This is a genomic window from Asticcacaulis endophyticus, assembly GCF_014652575.1.
GTDB lineage: Bacteria > Pseudomonadota > Alphaproteobacteria > Caulobacterales > Caulobacteraceae > Asticcacaulis > Asticcacaulis endophyticus.
The window spans coordinates 231,387-248,256 of sequence record NZ_BMZB01000004.1; the positions used below are offsets into that span (position 1 = coordinate 231,387).

General features: G+C 54.3%; 17 protein-coding genes and 1 tRNA gene. 9 read left to right on the forward strand and 9 right to left on the reverse strand.

Annotation, left to right across the window (positions count from 1 at the left end):
• Positions 1 to 240: 240 nt before the first annotated feature.
• Both IE102_RS14190 and IE102_RS14195 read right to left on the reverse strand, forming a co-directional pair.
• Positions 241 to 876 carry a TorF family putative porin gene (locus IE102_RS14190; protein WP_189487786.1) on the reverse strand — a complete coding sequence of 212 codons (636 nt, stop codon included), beginning with the start codon at positions 874 to 876 and terminating at the stop codon, positions 241 to 243.
• 301 nt (positions 877 to 1,177) lie between these two features.
• Positions 1,178 to 2,509, reverse strand: coding sequence for an ammonium transporter (locus IE102_RS14195; protein WP_229807776.1), 1,332 nt, complete (start codon positions 2,507 to 2,509; stop codon positions 1,178 to 1,180).
• On the opposite strand from IE102_RS14195, the gene IE102_RS14200 reads away from it, so the two are divergent.
• The gene (locus IE102_RS14200) at positions 2,508 to 2,735 is read left to right on the forward strand and encodes a hypothetical protein (RefSeq protein ID WP_189488066.1); all 228 of its coding nucleotides are present in this window, start codon (positions 2,508 to 2,510) and stop codon (positions 2,733 to 2,735) included. The two genes, IE102_RS14195 and IE102_RS14200, sit on opposite strands and share 2 nt — an antisense overlap.
• A 200-nt stretch (positions 2,736 to 2,935) precedes the next feature.
• On the opposite strand, the gene glnA is transcribed toward IE102_RS14200, so the two are convergent.
• Together glnA and IE102_RS14210 are read right to left on the reverse strand one after the other, a co-directional pair.
• Positions 2,936 to 4,342: a type I glutamate--ammonia ligase gene (glnA, locus tag IE102_RS14205; protein WP_189487788.1), complete on the reverse strand. Its 1,407-nt coding sequence runs from the start codon at positions 4,340 to 4,342 to the stop codon at positions 2,936 to 2,938.
• 42 nt (positions 4,343 to 4,384) lie between these two features.
• The gene (locus tag IE102_RS14210) at positions 4,385 to 4,723 is read right to left on the reverse strand and encodes a P-II family nitrogen regulator (protein ID WP_107872337.1); all 339 of its coding nucleotides are present in this window, start codon (positions 4,721 to 4,723) and stop codon (positions 4,385 to 4,387) included.
• Between the two features lie 424 nt (positions 4,724 to 5,147).
• Between IE102_RS14210 and IE102_RS14215 the strand changes: the two genes are divergently transcribed.
• A tRNA-Leu gene (locus IE102_RS14215) sits at positions 5,148 to 5,232 on the forward strand.
• Between the two features lie 29 nt (positions 5,233 to 5,261).
• On the opposite strand, the gene IE102_RS14220 is transcribed toward IE102_RS14215, so the two are convergent.
• On the reverse strand, positions 5,262 to 5,726 hold the full coding sequence (locus IE102_RS14220) for a DUF2269 family protein (protein WP_189487790.1): 465 nt from the start codon (positions 5,724 to 5,726) through the stop codon (positions 5,262 to 5,264).
• Positions 5,727 to 5,811: 85 nt separating this feature from the next.
• On the opposite strand from IE102_RS14220, the gene IE102_RS14225 reads away from it, so the two are divergent.
• Genes IE102_RS14225 through IE102_RS14235 form a run of 3 tightly spaced genes read left to right on the forward strand, consistent with a single transcriptional unit; the run spans position 5,812 to position 7,947 of the window.
• The gene (locus IE102_RS14225) at positions 5,812 to 6,228 is read left to right on the forward strand and encodes a DCC1-like thiol-disulfide oxidoreductase family protein (RefSeq protein WP_189487792.1); all 417 of its coding nucleotides are present in this window, start codon (positions 5,812 to 5,814) and stop codon (positions 6,226 to 6,228) included.
• Complete coding sequence (locus IE102_RS14230; RefSeq protein ID WP_229807777.1) at positions 6,218 to 6,829, forward strand: DUF4166 domain-containing protein; 612 nt, start codon at positions 6,218 to 6,220, stop codon at positions 6,827 to 6,829. Before IE102_RS14225 ends, IE102_RS14230 begins: the two co-directional genes overlap by 11 nt.
• Positions 6,829 to 7,947 (forward strand): saccharopine dehydrogenase family protein, encoded by a 1,119-nt coding sequence (locus IE102_RS14235; RefSeq protein WP_229807778.1) that lies wholly within the window; start codon positions 6,829 to 6,831, stop codon positions 7,945 to 7,947. Before IE102_RS14230 ends, IE102_RS14235 begins: the two co-directional genes overlap by 1 nt.
• Here the strand turns inward: IE102_RS14235 and IE102_RS14240 are convergent.
• Positions 7,944 to 9,302, reverse strand: coding sequence for a dicarboxylate/amino acid:cation symporter (locus IE102_RS14240; RefSeq protein WP_189487794.1), 1,359 nt, complete (start codon positions 9,300 to 9,302; stop codon positions 7,944 to 7,946). The genes IE102_RS14235 and IE102_RS14240 overlap by 4 nt on opposite strands.
• Before the next feature lie 276 nt (positions 9,303 to 9,578).
• Here IE102_RS14240 and tig point away from each other — a divergent pair, with 276 nt between their 5' ends.
• Both tig and IE102_RS14250 read left to right on the forward strand, forming a co-directional pair.
• Positions 9,579 to 10,919: a trigger factor gene (tig, locus tag IE102_RS14245; RefSeq protein WP_189487796.1), complete on the forward strand. Its 1,341-nt coding sequence runs from the start codon at positions 9,579 to 9,581 to the stop codon at positions 10,917 to 10,919.
• A 187-nt stretch (positions 10,920 to 11,106) separates the two neighbouring features.
• Complete coding sequence (locus IE102_RS14250) at positions 11,107 to 11,739, forward strand: ATP-dependent Clp protease proteolytic subunit (protein ID WP_189487798.1); 633 nt, start codon at positions 11,107 to 11,109, stop codon at positions 11,737 to 11,739.
• On the opposite strand, the gene IE102_RS14255 is transcribed toward IE102_RS14250, so the two are convergent.
• Entirely contained in the window at positions 11,732 to 12,358 is a 627-nt protein-coding gene (locus IE102_RS14255) for an HAD-IB family phosphatase (RefSeq protein WP_189487800.1), read from the reverse strand. The two genes, IE102_RS14250 and IE102_RS14255, sit on opposite strands and share 8 nt — an antisense overlap.
• 275 nt (positions 12,359 to 12,633) lie before the next feature.
• Between IE102_RS14255 and clpX the strand changes: the two genes are divergently transcribed.
• Both clpX and IE102_RS14265 read left to right on the forward strand, forming a co-directional pair.
• Positions 12,634 to 13,893 carry an ATP-dependent Clp protease ATP-binding subunit ClpX gene (clpX, locus tag IE102_RS14260; RefSeq protein ID WP_189487802.1) on the forward strand — a complete coding sequence of 420 codons (1,260 nt, stop codon included), beginning with the start codon at positions 12,634 to 12,636 and terminating at the stop codon, positions 13,891 to 13,893.
• 130 nt (positions 13,894 to 14,023) lie between these two features.
• A complete protein-coding gene (locus tag IE102_RS14265; RefSeq protein WP_268247486.1) occupies positions 14,024 to 15,136 on the forward strand; it encodes a PA0069 family radical SAM protein in 1,113 nt (370 codons plus the stop codon).
• Here IE102_RS14265 and IE102_RS14270 read toward each other — a convergent pair.
• On the reverse strand, positions 15,133 to 16,293 hold the full coding sequence (locus IE102_RS14270; protein ID WP_189487804.1) for a Gfo/Idh/MocA family protein: 1,161 nt from the start codon (positions 16,291 to 16,293) through the stop codon (positions 15,133 to 15,135). The genes IE102_RS14265 and IE102_RS14270 overlap by 4 nt on opposite strands.
• Before the next feature lie 73 nt (positions 16,294 to 16,366).
• The gene (locus IE102_RS14275; protein ID WP_189487806.1) at positions 16,367 to 16,825 is read right to left on the reverse strand and encodes a YaiI/YqxD family protein; all 459 of its coding nucleotides are present in this window, start codon (positions 16,823 to 16,825) and stop codon (positions 16,367 to 16,369) included.
• Between the last annotated feature and the right edge of the window lie 45 nt (positions 16,826 to 16,870).

The window sequence follows — 16,870 nt, forward strand, 5'->3', positions numbered from 1 at the left end:
TGCAATTTTACAACGCAGTGTTAACGCGCATATTCGTATCATGACGAATGTAAATTTGTATTAATGCGTATAAAATTCAAAAAGATGTATTCAGGAGTTGCGAAAGTTTTCGTGCACCAAGGCCTTTAACATGGCGCCTGTTTGCGGTGCATATAAAATTGGTTCGGGAGCAATATTATCAGCAAAAAGGCCGCCTCATAAAAGGCGGCCTTCGCATCGATTTATTTTAGCGTTTTATGATTAAAACGCAGCCTTAAGCGTCAGGGCGACACGCTCGTCAGACCAAGGAGAGTCGACATCTGTGTCGTGGTAACGCAGGTCAACCGACAGGATGTCGGTCAGGGCGTAGCTGCCGCCGACGTTCCAGGTGTTATAGCTGCCGTAGTCACCGTAAGCGCCAGAAACGCTGATCTTATCGGTCAGCGGGTAAGCGCCATTGATTTCGAAGTAGTCTTCGAGATCTTCGTCGGTGTTGACGTAAGCGGCGGCACCGATCGAGCCTTTGCCCAGCGGATAGCTGACGGCGGCCTTAACTTCAGTCATGTTGAGGTCATCTTCCTGCGGGTAGGCGTAGTACAGAACGCCGAAATCGAAGGCGAAGTTACCAACGGTTGGCTTCACGCCAGCGTACAGGTCCAGTTCGTAATCAGCATCCGAACCAAAATCGACGTTAGAAGCCCAGGTGCCGGCGTAGAATATGCCGTTGCTGTAGTCGATGCCGCCAGAGATGGCTGGGTTTTCGTCGGTTTGCGACACGCCGCGCCACACGTAGTCAGTGGTGGCGGCTACGTTGTAGCTGAATTCACCTTCGGCCATTGCCGAACCCGAAGCCAGAAGGGCAGCCGAAGCGGCGGCAGCGAACAAAATCTTTTTCATATCCATATCCTCAGATGGGTTGTTTTTATGTGACCCTTACCGAAGGCGTTTCCTGTAGTGCGTCATTTATGTAGTTTTTGTGACTTAGCAATATGACGATACAGTTTAAATGGGGATTGCCAAGAGGTGTGTATCTTTAAGCACGACATGTGTGGCGTATTTGCATCGAATTGGTCTCTGTTGTGACAATATAAGGCGGTGTGTCAGCTATTATGTGTCTTTGTTGCCGCCTTTCAAACGCAAATAAGGCGCCCGTTACCGGACGCCTTATAAGCTCATCTGAAATCAGATGTGGATAGGCTTAGTGATGAAGGGCTTCGTCGTGCTGTGACGAGTCGAGACCAGCTTCTTCGTCCGCTTCCGAAACCCGCAGGCCCGTCGTGAACTTACAGATGACCAAGATGATCAGAGTGCCAACAGCCGACCACACGATAGTGAAGCCAAGGCCTGCCAACTGCTTGCCAACGGTTGCACCTTCAGCAAGGCTGTTGATGGAGGCGTCAGCGAATACAGCCGTGAGAACTGCACCGAGGAAGCCACCAGCACCGTGGATGCCGAATGCGTCGAGCGAGTCGTCGTAACCCAAGATCTTCTTAACCCAGACAGCCGAGAAGTAGCAGACCGGACCGGCAATGAGGCCGATAAACAGAGCGCCCATCGGGTTGACGAAACCAGCAGCCGGGGTAATAGCCACGAGACCAGACACGATGCCGGACAGGATGCCGAGCAGTGACGGCTTACGGCGAACAATCCACTCAACAATTTTCCACGTAACACCCGACGCAAAGGCTGCGACGAGGGTATTGAGCAGAGCTGCGGCCGCAATGCCATCCGGAGTCCAGGCGGAACCGGCGTTGAAACCAATCCAGCCAACGAACAGCAGAGAGGCGCCGATCATGACAAACACAAGGTTGTTGGGCGGCATTTCTTCGGTGCCGTAGCCTTTACGGCGGCCGAGGAAGAGTGCGGCAACCAGACCGGCGACGCCGGAGTTGACGTGAACGACTGCGCCACCGGCGAAGTCAAGCACGCCCATGGTGCCGAGGTAACCACCGCCCCAGACCTGGTGACAGATCGGCGCGTAGACGAATACCGACCACAGAGCCATAAACAGCAGCAGGCCAGACAGCTTGATACGCTCTGCGAACGCACCGGTGATCAGGGCTGGTGTGATGATGGCGAATGTCATCTGGTAGGCAATCCACAGCATTTCAGGCAGATAAGGGGCTGCGCTGAAGGCGGTGGAGGAGGTGACACCCTTAAGCATAACGACATCAAAACCACCGATGAACTGGTTCATGAAATCGGCTGATTGACCGAACAGCGGGGCGCTAACCTTGCCGAAAGCGATCGAGTAGCCGACCACCAGCCAAAGCAGGCCGGCGACGCAGGACACAGCAACCGATTGGGTTACGGTGGCGATGACGTTTTTCTTACGAACCATACCACCGTAGAACAGCGCCAGGCCCGGCAGGGTCATCATAAGAACCAGAGCGGTTGACAGGAAGACGAAAGCAGAGGCTGCGCCGTCCAGTTCTAAAGCGGCTTGGTGGCCGAGCAGAACAGGAGCTTCGGCTTCGGCCTCAGCTTCGGGAGCGACAGCAGCTTCGACCGCTGAAGCGGCTTCAGACATGGCTTCAGCCGCCTCAGAGGCGACCTCGGCAGCGACGGGTGCCGCGGCCATAGCCGTGCCAGCGACAGGTGCCGCCAGCATTATAGCGGCAGCACAGGCTGCGGCTTTTGATAATTTAATCCACGTTTTCAAAGTATCCCCCTTGGTTAAGCGGATGTTGCACAGGCGAACAGTGCCGCCTTATGCCTTCAACTCAAAGGCTTTTTATCATGTTAAAGATACGTAAAGGAGTGCGGGGTGGGCGATTGCGTCATTTATGTGTCAATTTGAGCCGTATTGGTGCTTAAAGATATGTTTTGAAAATGGTTGCTTGTGAAATTAAAATAATAACATTTGAAATTAAACATTATGCTTGAATTAGGCAAAAATTAAGCCGCCCAAAATGGGCGGCTTAATCAAGTATTTCAAACGATTACGAGTTCGAAATTAGCACTTATAGTACATTTCAAACTCGACCGGGTGCGGACGCAGTTCCATGTTCATCACTTCTTCCATCTTGAGTTCGATGTAGGAGTCGATGAAGTCGTCATCCATCACGCCGCCTTTTTTGAGGAAGGAGCGGTCAGCGTCGAGGCAGTTGAGGGCTTCGCGCAAGGAGCCACAAACTTCCGGCACCAGTTTTTGCTCCTGGGGTGGCAGATCGTATAGGTTCTTATCGGCAGGTGCGCCCGGATCGATACGGTTTTCGATGCCGTCAAGGCCAGCCATAAGCAGAGCCACGAAGGTCAAGTAAGGGTTGCCCATCGGATCAGGGAATCGGGCTTCGAGGCGCTTGCCCTTCGGCGAAGACACCCACGGAATACGGATCGAGGCCGAACGGTTGCGGGCCGAATAGGCCAGCTTAACCGGAGCTTCGTAACCCGGAACCAGACGCTTATAGGAGTTGGTGGTCGAGTTGGCGAAAGCGTTGATGGCCTTGGCGTGCTTGATGATGCCGCCGATGTACCACAGGCACATGTCGGACAGACCGGCATACTTATCGCCAGCGAACGATGGCTTGCCACCCTTCCAGATCGACATGTGTACGTGCATGCCCGAACCGTTGTCACCAAACATCGGCTTTGCCATGAAGGTGGCCGATTTACCGTAGGCATGGGCTACGTTTTGAACGACGTACTTATAGAGCTGCAGGCGGTCGGCCATGGTCAGCATGTCCGAGAACTTCAGGCCCAGTTCGTGCTGAGCGGGCGCCACTTCGTGGTGGTGCTTCTCGGTTTCCATGCCGAGTTCTTCCATCACGGCCAGCATTTCGCCGCGCAGATCCTGGCAGGAGTCGATAGGGTTGACCGGGAAATAGCCACCCTTTGGGCCAGGGCGATGGCCCATATTGCCTTCTGGGTAAACCTTAGCCGAGTTGTGCGGCAGTTCGGTCGAATCGAACGCATAGCCGGTGTTGTCCGGCGAAATCGACCAGCGCACGTCGTCAAAGATAAAGAATTCGGCTTCAGGACCAAAGAAGGCGATGTCGCCAATGCCGGACGATGCCAGATAGGCCAGAGCCTTTTTCGCCATCGAACGCGGATCGCGGTTGTAAGGCTCATTCGTGTCGGGGTTCACAACGTCGCAGAACAGGAAGAGGGTGGTCTGCTGATAGAACGGATCGATATAGGCCGTTTTCAGGTCGGGACGCAACTTCATGTCCGACTCGTTGATCGCCTTCCAGCCGGCGATGGACGAACCGTCAAACATGGTGCCGTCTTCAAGGAACTCTTCGTCAACCAGACTAATGTCGAAAGTGACGTGTTGCATTTTGCCGCGAACATCAGTGAAGCGAACGTCAACATATTTGACATCCTTTTCCTTGATGAGGTTGAGAATTTCATTTGCAGTCATTTTAGACGCCCCGAAACCTTGAGTTTAATAATTAAAGAGAAACTAGACGGCCTGTGGGCCGGATTCTCCGGTTCTAATGCGCACGACATCAATGATGTCGCTTACAAAGATTTTGCCATCGCCGATTTTGCCGGTGCGAGCAGCGGTCTGGATAGCTTCCAGGGCTGCGGGCGCCAGATCGTCGGCCACGACGAGTTCAATTTTGATCTTCGGCAGAAAATCAACGACATATTCCGCACCCCGATAGAGTTCGGAATGTCCTTTCTGGCGGCCGTATCCCTTGGCTTCCAGCACGGTCATACCTTGAACGCCGATTTCCTGAAGGGCTTCCTTCACTTCGTCGAGTTTAAAGGGCTTAATGACAGCTTCGATCTTTTTCATGAGCAATCCTGAAACGAGCGACCGTTCAATGGCTTAACTTGTTTGCATTGCGCAAGAATGCAAGGAAGTTTTGCGAAAGCGCGGCTCACATGACTGAAAGAATTTATTACTTTGCGTGAAATGGTGTGGCAAGGCTTTAGACGTGAAGCCTGCGGATTTCAAAAGGAAAATATCTCAGGCGCTGAATTATGGCCTTAATTGTTGAATTTCACCATTAAACTTTGCAAAAATCGCTTTTTTGGTTAGGAGTGATTGCTTTTGAAATCAATTTTTATGACATCATATCGTTTGTGAAACCGGACATGTCTTTACGCGGCGTATGCGAAGGTTTTGTGGCTTTGGCAGGTTCTTCCACGAGTTTGTTGCGAAGGACGCCAATAAAATCTTGTCAATCGCATCTGATCCGTCTATCGCCAGTGCCAATGCGGTCGTGGCGGAACTGGTAGACGCACTGGGTTTAGGTTCCAGCGCCGAGAGGCGTGGAGGTTCGAGTCCTCTCGACCGCACCATTTTTTCTCAGCTTATGTTTACGGCTTGCCTAAACCGGCTTAGAGACCATCAGCCAGAATACGATGACAATCGCCGGAAAGGCGAGGCTGCCCAAGGTAATCCACCAGTGATCAAGCCGCCAGTAGCGCTCAGGTAATGACGTGCCGGTATCAATGGCAATCCGGGCCATGTCGCGCATCTTGATTTGCATCCAAACCACCGGCACCCAGCACGCGCCCGCGAAGACGTAGAGCAAAAGCCCCCACAATATCCAGAGATCCGTCAGGCTGTAGCCAGCCATATGGACCATATATAATCCCGATAAAAGCTGCACGATCACCGCAGGGGTCGTGAATAGCCAGTCAGCAATGACCACATGACGCACCGCGAAATAGATATCACGCGTGTCTTTGCTTCGATTCGCCACGAACATGTAAAAGGCGCTGCCTATGCCTGTGCCAAACAGTATGGTTGAACTTAAGACATGCACCCATTTGATCAGTTCGTAGCTCATGGTTTTTCTTTACCTTTGTGCCCGCTGGAGATGGCAGGTTTAATACGCTATATCAAACACATTGCGATAGAGAGGAAGTCTGGACGTGCGTGATGATCCTGATCCCGAAGGCGTCTGGTTTATCTATGATGGGGATTGCCCCGTCTGCGCTATGTCGGCGGAAATCGTTAAATTAAGACGGAACTTCCGGCTGCACTTGATCAATGCCCGCGATGAGGGGGCGCATGATTTTGTGAAGCAGATCGATGCGGCAGGGTTTGATCTGAATCAGGGCATGGCGATTATCTACCAATCCCAGATCTATATCGGAGATGAAGCCTTAGCCTTGATCGCGGCCTTGAGTGATGACCGGCATGGCTGGGGCTGGATCGTTCATCATATCTTTAAGTCCAGAACACGCTCGCGGGTTTTGTATCCGTTTCTAAGGGCCTTTAGAAATGGATTGCTGAAGCTGAAAGGCGTGCGTCCGATTGATATGAAGGTGAGCCCGCGTGACCGATAAGCCTATTTTTGAAGCTGTGTTCGGGGGCGCGTGGCCGCATTTGCCGTCGGTTTTCAAAGCCCATTATGCCAACCGGCCATTCACTAACGACAAGGTGCAGGTCGATGGGCTGATGAAGGTTGAACTGTCGGCCTTGGCGAAAGCACTGGCGCCGTTAATGCGGCTGACTAAGGCCCTGGTGCCGCAGTCGGGCGATAATATTCCGGTGACGGTGACTTTCAACAGCGAACCTGATGGCGATGGCTTTCGCTTTGATCGGGAATTCAGATTTCCCGAGCGTAAACCCTATCATTTTCGCTCGCGCATGGTGGCTGCGGGTGAGGGTGATATTATTGAATGGATGCCGTCGGGTATTGGCTGGCACGCGCGATATGGCTTTGATGGTGAAAAGGTCACGATGCACCACAGGGGTTACAAAGTGCGCATGTTGGGGCTGGAATTGCCGGTGCCGCTGGAATGGCTGATCGGGCGGGGTTATGCCGAAGAACGGGCCATAGATGACACACAGTTTGAGATGTACATGGATTTGCGTCACGCCTGGTTTGGCCGCATCTATGCCTATAGCGGTACATTCACGGTGACGAGCATGCGTTTAAGCTGATGGGTAAGGTTCTGATCCTTGGGGGATACGGTAATTTCGGTAAGCGGATTGCCGAGGCGCTGATCCGCTCAAATGTGCCCGTGATCATCGCTGGCCGTAATCTGTCTAAGGCGCAGACGTTAGCGGATCGGCTTAAGTCTATGCTGCCTGGTGCTGAGGTGGGGGCAGCGTTTGTCAATATTGACGATGGGTTGGTTGAGGCGCTGAAAAATCTGTCGCCAAAGGTGGTGGTCAATACGGTCGGGCCGTTTCAAGGGCAGGATTACCATGTCGCCCGCGCCTGTATCGCTGCGGGGATGCACTATATCGATCTGGCCGATGGCCGTGAGTTTGTCACAGGCATCACCGCGCTCGATGATCAGGCCAAAGCCGAAAACCTTTGCATTATCAGCGGTGCCAGCACGGTGCCGGGGCTATCGTCGGCTGTGGTTGAGCGCTATCGAAGCCAGTTCGCTGTGATAGAATCAATGATGTACGGCATCAGTCCGGGCCAGAAGGCCGAGCGGGGATTGGCGACCACGAAGGGCATACTGAGTTACGTTGGTAAAAAGCTAAAACCCGCACTGGGGCAGGGTGGTGCGCGATATGGCTGGCAGGATATTTACCGGCAAACCTACCCTGAGCTTGAGGCGCGCTGGATGGCCAACTGTGATGTGCCGGATCTGGATCTGCTGCCGGAGGCTTATGGCATAAAGTCTATCCGGTTTTCAGCGGGACTGGAGCATCCTTTGCTGCATCTGGGGCTGTGGGGGCTAAGCTGGTTGGTGCGGATCGGGTTGCCGCTTAAGCTTGAACGCCATGCGTCTTTGATGCTGCGCATGAGCGACCTGTTTAATGGTCTGGGGACGGCAGATGGCGGTATGCACGTCATATTGCGTGGAACGGATTTTCAGGGGCGAATGCGTGAGGTGCGCTGGTTTATCATTGCCCGTAATGGCGACGGCCCGCAAATCCCCTGCGTACCGGCTATCATATTGGCTCGACGTCTGGCGCAGGATGACCGAGCCGTAGTGGATATCGGCGCAGGCGCAAAAGCCTGTGTCGGCCTGGTCAATATTGACGATTATCTGGCTGAACTCAGCCGGTTTGACATGAAGATGCACCACTTTGAGAATTAGTTCTGGCGATAAAAATCGTCTAATTCATCGGGGCTGGGTTCATAGGATTTACGGCCATAATAGATGTCTTCATCCAGTTCGCCCTCGGTCTTGGCAACGGCGAGGGCGACCACGGAATCGCTGATGACGTTGATGGTAGTGCGGGCCATATCCATGATGCGGTCTACCGGCAGTATAAAGCCCACAATCAGGGCGACCTGTGCCGGTGTGGCGCCAAAGGTTTGCAAAACCACGGCCGCCAGAAACAATGAGGCTGACGGGATTCCGGCGGCACCGATCGCAGATATGGTGGCGGTCACCACAATCATGGCGTAGTGGCTTAAGGTCAGCTCATAGCCAAAGATACGCGCGGTAAATACTGCCAGTATTCCAAGATACAGCGCGGTGCCATCCATATTGATGGTCGCTCCCAGCGGCAGGGTTGAACCGGCAATTGATCGATTGACCCCCAGCTTTTGGGTGGTGCAGGCGATGGTGACGGGCAGGGTGGCGTTGCTTGAGGCCGTGGAATAGCCGACGGCGGCGGCATCGGCAACACCCTTGAAAAACCGGCCAAGTGGCAGGCGCAGCCACAGCTTAATGATCGCAAAATAGACGATAATCATATAGGTAATGAGCGCCAGATAGACGCAGGCCACCAGCAGCAATATGGATTTGAAGGCTTCTAATCCCTGACTGGCGACCGTATAGGCGATCAGGGCGAATACGCCGATGGGGGCGAATTCCATGACGATCTGAGTAACCTTAAGCATGGCCTCAGATGCGGCGGTAAAGACATCGCCGGCCAGCTTGGCGGACGGCCCAGCCAGAATGATGCCGATGCCAAATATAACGGCGAAGAATATGATCGCCAGAACATCGCCTTCAACCAGCGCCACAACCGGATTTTGCGGTATGACCTCCAGCAGACGTTCCCGTAAGGAGGGTGCGTCGGAAGCCAGCGGTGCGGCCTCTGTCGCATCAAAGCTGATACCCTGACCGGGCTGAAAAATATTGCCGAATATCAGCCCGACTATGTTGGCGCACACGGTCATCAGCAGATAAAGCCCGATGGTTTTCAGCCCGACCGTCCCCAGCTTTTTCGGATCGCCAAGGGCAACAACCCCGGCCACCAGCGTGGTGAAAATCAGCGGCACGATCAGCATCCGCAACAGCCGCATGAAGATATCACCGAAGGGGCCGAGATAGGTCTTGATCCAATGGGCGGCAACGCTTTTGGCCTCACCCGGAGCTATGCCTATATGCAGCCCCCAATAGATCAGCGCATGTTGCAGGCCATAGCCTGTGATGACGCCAAGGACGAGCGCCAGCATGACCCGCCCCCACAAAGGTATGCTAAACCACCATCTGAACATGCTGTGCTCCCGATCATATGAGGGCTGACTGTGGCACAGGCGTAAAGATGCGGCAACCGTGCCCAGCGCTTTGGGGCGGCCTTTGGGTTGTCATGAAATTGGCCCGAAAAAGCGAGAAAACTGGCTATATACCGTTGACCTTGAGGCGTATCATGCCATAGATGCGCTTCTTTTGAATTTCCGCACCGGCGACTTTGCCGGTCGGTCGTGTTTTGTCTGAATTGTGCGTCCGGCAAGGGCTGGAAAGGGCGCGGTTCTAAAAGGTACTGAAAATCGATGCAAGTCGTTGAAAAACTGAATGAAGGCCTGTCGCGCGTCTACGAAGTCACGATCGCTAAAGATCTACTGACGCAAAAGCTGAACGCCAAAATCGCCGAAGTCGCCCCCAAAATGAACGTGAAGGGCTTCCGTCCCGGCAAGGTGCCGCCGGCCCACGTCAGAAAGCTTTACGGCAAGGAATTGATGAGCGAAATCCTTCAGGAAACGCTCACTGAAACGACCCAGTCGGCGCTGGATCAAAATAAAGTGCGCCCGGCCAGCCAGCCTGAACTGACCCCGCTCGGCGATATCGATGCGGTCATCAAGGGCGAATCTGATTTTGCTTACCAGATCGCGGTTGAGCAAATGCCGGATTTCGAGCCGGTTGATGTGACGGGCCTTGAGTTGACCCGCCCGGTCTATGAGCCGACCGAAGACGAAATCAACGAAGCCCTGAACGGCATCGTATCGCAGCAAAAGCAGTATGAGCCCAAGGGCGGCAAAGCCCCGAAGGCTGCCGACGGCGACAAGCTGAATATCGACTTTGTCGGTAAGGTTGACGGCGAAGTATTTGACGGCGGCTCAATGGAAGGGGCTGATCTGGTCATCGGTTCCGGCCAGTTCATTCCGGGCTTTGAAGAGCAACTGATCGGCGCCAAAAAAGGCGAAGAGCGCGTATTGAACGTGACCTTCCCGGCTGATTATGGTGCGGCCAACCTGGCCGGCAAAGAAGCGACGTTCGAGACCAAGGTCAATGAAATCTCCGCACCGAAAGATGCCGTAGCGGACGATGACTTCGCCAAGGGCCTCGGCCTAGAAGGTCTGGACGCGCTCAAGGGCCTCCTGAAGACCCAGATCGAGCAGCAGTACAAGACCGCCGCCCGTTTTAAAATGAAGCGCGCTTTGCTCGACATCCTTGATGAAAAGCACTCGTTCGATCTGCCGCAAAAGATGCTGGACGCTGAGTTTGCCGGTATCTGGCAACAGGTTGAGCAGGACAAAGCCGCCGGTCAACTGTCCGAAGAAGATGTCGGCAAGTCTGAGGACGATCTGAAGGCCGAATACCGCAAGATCGCTGAGCGCCGCGTGCGTCTTGGCCTCGTTCTGGCTGAAATCGGCACCCGTCAGAACGTGACCGTATCGGATCAGGAACTGGCTCAGGCCATCGCTCAGGAAGCTCGCAACTATCCGGGCCAGGAGCGTCAGGTGTTTGAATATTTCCGCTCGAACCCGGCGGCCTCGGCACAACTGCGTGCGCCGCTTTATGAAGAGAAGGTCGTTGATGCGATCTTTGAATTGGCCAAGGTATCGGAAGCGCCGATCACCAAGGAAGAACTTCTGGCCGAAGATGACGCTTAAGCGCCGTTAATTCATAGCTTGATTAAAAGTGAAAGAAGCAGGGGACTTTCCTCTGCTTCTTTTTTTGCGCTTGAAAAGCTGTGGGTAAATTGCCAGTTTGTAAAAGGGGTTCGCGGGGTGTCCACTTTCGTTTAAGAGTTTTAACCCTATATACGAATCCACAAGCCAATTTTGATCAGGGGCAATTATGCGCGATCCTATCGACAATCTGACTATGAATCTGGTGCCTATGGTGGTGGAGCAATCCAGCCGCGGTGAGCGCGCCTACGATATCTTCTCGCGTATGCTGAAAGAACGCATCATCTTCCTGACCGGCCCGTTTGAAGACGGTATGGCCAGCCTGATCTGCGCGCAGCTTCTTTTCCTTGAGTCGGAAAATCCGAAGAAGGAAATCGCGATGTACATCAATTCGCCCGGCGGTCAGGTGACCTCGGCCCTGGCGATCTATGACGTCATGCAGTACATCAAATCGCCGGTATCAACGGTCTGCATCGGTATGGCTGCGTCGGCCGGTTCGCTGATCCTGCAAGCCGGTGAAGCCGGTCAGCGCTTCTCCCTGCCCAATTCCAAGATCATGGTCCACCAGCCTTCGGGTGGCGCGCGCGGTATGGCGTCGGACATCGAAATTCAGGCCGAAGATATCCGCAAAACCAAGAAGCTGCTCAACGAAATCTACGTCAAGCACACCGGTCAAAGCTATGAAACGATCGAGCGCACGCTGGATCGTGACCGCTATATGACCGCCTTGGAAGCCAAGGACTTTGGTCTGGTCGACCACGTTTACGAAAAGCGCACCGATACGGTAGAAGTCGTTAAGTAGGCTTGCCCGTAAACACTCTGTAATACCCCTTGTCGGCGGCTTTGATCATCTCAAAGTCGCCGCTTGTGTCTCCGAAGGCTGCCGCGAGTTGTATTGATTCGCCGTAAACCGCTTTGAGGCGCTCAACCTTTTCTGGCCCCCGGCAGTTCAGGCCGTCGAGATCCGGCAATAAACGGTCATCAGCAGAAAATCCAAGTTTAGTGCCGATCACAAGGTCCGCCCCCAGATAAGCCCCGAACGCACCGACCAGAATGTCTGGCGAGGCCGTGACGATCACCCGCAGACGATCCGGCTGATTCTGTTCTGCCCATGCGATCAGAGCGTCCGGGCGGAGTAACTTATCCTTATGGCTATCCGCGAACGCCGTGATCAGGGCGTCAAGCTCTGAGCGCCTTATGCTGCCCAGTAATTTATGGATGAGCCGGGACTTTAATGCCCCGCGATCTTTGGTCTTTATATAGTGGCCGATAAGCGACGGTGTGGAGATAAACGCCCACGCTAGTTTAGGATAACCGCAATGCCAGACCAGAAAGGCCGTGAAACTGTCCTTATAGGTCAGAGTGCCATCAAAATCGAACGCGGCGATTTGGGGGGCGGGGACTTTATTTGCGGAAGGCATTAACAGGGCCGTTTATGAGTGTGGCTTTTATTCCTCATATTCCATCCTATATAGAAATTCATCCCGCTAATTGTGGTCGGGGACACTAAAACCCCAAAGGATGCGGTTGAGGCGTGGTCTAAACTGTGCATAGATCGCCATTAGACCCGTATGTTACGCGGATATGTAGCGAAAATAGCCTTTTTTTAATCCCTAAGAAGGCATAGTGTCGGTTTGAAGCGGGAACGTGTGTCGTACTTGGACCCACGGGCCGCGCATGAGGTGAGAAAGCGCTTATGACGAAAGCCGCCAGTGGCGATAGCAAAAGTACCCTTTACTGCTCCTTCTGCGGAAAGAGCCAGCATGAGGTGCGTAAACTAATAGCGGGGCCGACCGTCTTCATCTGTGATGAATGCGTTGAGCTGTGCATGGACATCATTCGTGAAGAGCACAAGATTGCTTTCGTGAAGTCCAAGGACGGCGTGCCGACCCCCAAAGAGATTCGTGAAGTTCTCGACGACTATGTGATTGGCCAGTCTCAGGCCAAGAAGGTTCTGTCGGTCGCGGTTCACAACCACTATAAGCGCCTGAATCATGCCGCTAAAGGCAATGATGTTGAACTGGCCAAGTCCAACATCATGCTGATCGGGCCGACCGGTTCGGGTAAGACCCTGCTGGCGCAAACCTTGGCGCGCATCATCGATGTGCCGTTCACTATGGCGGATGCAACGACCTTGACCGAAGCCGGTTATGTCGGTGAAGACGTTGAAAACATTATCCTGAAGCTGCTGCAATCGGCGGATTATAATGTCGAACGTGCGCAACGCGGCATCGTCTATATCGACGAAGTTGATAAGATTTCGCGTAAATCTGACAATCCGTCGATCACCCGCGACGTGTCGGGCGAAGGCGTGCAGCAAGCGCTTCTAAAGATCATGGAGGGTACGGTCGCCAGCGTTCCGCCGCAAGGTGGCCGCAAGCATCCGCAGCAGGAGTTCCTGCAAGTCGATACGACGAATATACTGTTCATCTGTGGTGGCGCGTTTGCGGGTCTGGAAAAGATCATTTCCAGCCGTGGTAAGGGCACCTCGATCGGCTTTGGCGCTACGGTCAAAGACCCGGAAGAGCGTCGTCTGGGCGAAGTCCTGCACCAGGTTGAGCCCGACGATCTGATGAAGTTCGGTTTGATCCCGGAATTTATCGGCCGTCTGCCGGTTTTGGCGACGCTTGAGGATCTTGATGAGGCAACCCTGGTCAAGATTCTGACCGAGCCCAAAAACGCGCTGATCAAGCAATATGCGCGGCTGTTCGAGATGGAGAACGTGACCCTGACCTTTACGGAAGAGGCGCTGTTTGCTGTCGCCAAAAAGGCTATTGTGCGTAAGACCGGCGCGCGCGGTTTGCGCTCGATCCTTGAGGCCATTCTGCTTGATACCATGTACGAACTGCCGAACATGCAGGGCGTCGAAGAGGTGGTCATCAATGGCGAAGTCGTCGAAGAGCGCTCACAGCCACTGCTCATCTACGCCGAAAAGCGCGGCGGCGGCGCGGCTTAATTCTACTGTGAGAGGCTGCGAATAGCTGCCTCATAGAGAATTGATATTGAATAAAAGCGGCCCCGGAAATGGGGTCGTTTTTTTGCATTAAATGTTCTTGATTTGTTCTAGGAGGGTGTTAGCATGATGCATGCCCATCCCAAAACTCAGGACCGATCCCATTGATGACGAAAACGCACTGCCTAATCGGTTGCGTAAAGGGCGGGGCTCTGTGTCTAATCGACCAAGCGGGCGGTTTAATGCGCCCGATCTTTATGAAATTGACGATGGCTGGACGCATGAGGAGCGGGCAGGACTTGAGCAGCTTAAAACCATTCTGGGGGTTGATACGGCCCGCAAGATTATCACACGCAATACGTCGACGGATATCGGTTTTGATCGCTCGATAAATCCATATAAGGGCTGTGAGCATGGCTGCATCTATTGTTTTGCGCGGCCTAGTCATGCCTATCTTGATCTGTCACCGGGGATAGATTTCGAGACACGGATTTTCCGTAAACCTGATGCCGCCAGACTGTTGCGGCAGGAATTGTCTGATCCGCGTTACAAACCCGCGCCGTTGATGCTGGGGATCAATACCGATGCCTACCAGCCGACCGAGCTCACAGAACGCATTACGCGAAGTCTTCTGGAGGTTCTGTTTGAGTTTCGTCATCCGGTGCATCTGATTACCAAATCCGCTCTGGTTCTGCGGGATATTGATATTCTGGGGCCTATGGCGACCCTGCGGTTGGTGACGGTTATGTTGTCGATCACGACCCTGGACCGGCATCTGGCGCGGGTCATGGAACCAAGGGCGGCGACGCCACACAGGCGGCTGGAGACTGTGCGCGCTTTACATGAAGCAGGCGTACCTGTGGGGGTTATGGTGGCGCCCATCATTCCCGGCCTGACTTGCCATGAGATTGAAAATCTTGTGAAGGCGGCGGCGGACGCGGGGGCTATAAAGGCGGGCTATAATCTGGTGCGTCTGCCTTATGAAATCAAAATCCTGTTTGAGGAATGGCTGAGGCTTAATTTTCCGGATCGGGCCAATAAGGTATTGAACCATATCCGCCAATGCCGGGATGGCAAACTGAATGACCCGCAATTCGGCAGCCGCATGACGGGGCAGGGGCCTTATGCTGATCTGATCGCCCAAAGGTTTGCGCTGGCGATTAAGCGCCACGGACTGAACTGGAGGCCGAGTAATCTCGACTACAGTCAGTTCCGTGGCGGTGATTCGCAAATGGCGCTGTTTTAAAGCTTGACCGTCGCGCCGCCGTTATCGGCGCTTTTGTACATGGCCTGAATGATGCGCATGTCGCGTAGGCCCATTTCGCCGGGGGTACGATGCGGCTGGCCGGTGCGGGCGGCGGTCGAGAAGCCATCGAGCTGAGCGGCAAACTGTACCAGAGAATCACCGGCACGGATCGGGCGGGTGGCGTCGGTATGGATCACGCCGCCAACGCTGCTGTAATCGGTGGCGGGATTAAGCGCGATATAGCCCTTGGTACCGAGTATGCGCTGCTGGCTGGTGTAGGCAAAGGTATAGGACGATGACCCTTGCGCGGTGATGCCCGATGCAAACATCAGCCGCCAGTCTACGCCGCCTTCGACTTCGGTAAAGCGCGGATCGCCTGCCGGTGTTGTATAGACGGCCGAGACGGCAATCGGCGGTTCATCGACATACATCAGACAGCCGTTAAGCGCATAGATGCCAATGTCATACATCGACCCGCCGCCGCCCAGCGCCTTTTCCAACCGCCATTTGACCGGCGGGTAGGCCGGATTGGCCGGAAAGCCGGTTTCGCCGGAGAAATAGCGGATATCCCCAATCTCACCGGCGCGCAGACGGCGTAGGGCCTCGACGTTGTTCGGTTCGAAGTGCACGCGGTAGGCCACGCCCAGTTGCCGGTTGGCGGCCTTGGCGGCGGCGACCATCGCTTCACATTCCGCAATGGTTGAGGCCATCGGCTTTTCGCACAGTACATGCTTGCCGGCCTTGAGAGCGCGGATGGTGTATTCAGCATGCAGGCCGACCGGCAAGGCGATGTAAACGCAATCGATGTCTTTATCATCGGCGATCTTGTCGAAGTTTTTGTAGTCGTAGAGCTTGTTAACGCCGTAGCGCGCCCCGATATCGCGGGCTTTTTCAGGGTTGCCGGAGACGAGTGCCGTCACGGCGGACTGAGACGCGGCTTGCAGGCCGGGCAGCACCTGCCCTATGGCAAAAGACCCAAGTCCCACGACCGCGTAACCCATGCGTTTGGCGGGTGGTTCCGGCATCTGGGGATTGCCACGCAGGGGCTGGCCCTTGGCGACTACCTCCGCCTGAGCGGCACCCGCTACGGAGGCGGCGAGGGGGGCTACGCTGGCACCCAGCAATAAACGGCGACGATCGATTTCAAATCCGCTCATGACTTTATCCCTGATTATTTTCGTTGGACGTTAGCGTTACCATTGTTTCAGAAAAGGTCAAATCAGACGGTATTTAGCGCCGCAATTTTTGAGAGCGGTTTATGGTCTGATCCAGAGTTTGCAAAAACTGCGACCGGTTAACGTTTGAGAACGGCGGCGGACCGCCGGTAATCTCACCGGTCGAGCGGATATGTTCCATGATAGAGCGTTGGGCCAGGGCGGCGCCTATTGAATCCTTAGTAAAGGCGCGGCCATTGGGGGCAATGGCATAGGCGTCTTTGGCCAGAACTCTGGCCGCCAAAGGGATGTCGTTGGTGATGATTATATCTCCGGCCACAGCCTGATCGGCGATCCAGTCATCGGCAATGTCAGGGCCCGCATCGACGATCATCCGCTTGATGAGCGCTGATTGCGGGATCTGGATAAAGCTGTTGGACACCACAAAGGTCGGCAGGGTGTACCGCGCGGCGACTTTGTAGGTTTCATCTTTTACCGGGCAGGCATCGGCATCTATGTAGATCGTCAGGGTCATGAAGACCTCATACCAGACCAGGCTTTGGGCGTCCCTTGATTATTA